This is a genomic window from Pseudomonas sp. MG-9, from assembly GCF_018729515.1.
Lineage (GTDB): Bacteria > Pseudomonadota > Gammaproteobacteria > Pseudomonadales > Pseudomonadaceae > Aquipseudomonas > Aquipseudomonas serboccidentalis.
In genome coordinates this window covers 1-226 of the sequence record NZ_JAHHZH010000030.1, presented here as the reverse complement: position 1 = coordinate 226, position 226 = coordinate 1, and the positions used below count along the sequence as shown (strand labels likewise).

Annotated in this window: 1 rRNA gene; it reads right to left on the bottom strand. The window is 52.2% G+C overall.

Annotation, left to right across the window (positions count from 1 at the left end):
* Positions 1–226, bottom strand: a 16S ribosomal RNA gene (locus KKQ10_RS28920); the annotation flags it as partial.

Below are 226 nucleotides of genomic sequence, written 5' to 3'. Positions count from 1 at the left end.
TCAACGTCAGTTGCAGCTTAGCAGGCTGCCTTCGCAATCGGGGTTCTTCGTGATATCTAAGCATTTCACCGCTACACCACGAATTCCGCCTGCCTCAACTGCACTCAAGCCGACCAGTTTCAACTGCAGTGCTACGGTTGAGCCGCACCATTTCACAGCTGACTTAAACGGCCGTCTACGCTCCCTTTAAACCCAATAAATCCGGATAACGCTCGCATCCTCCGTA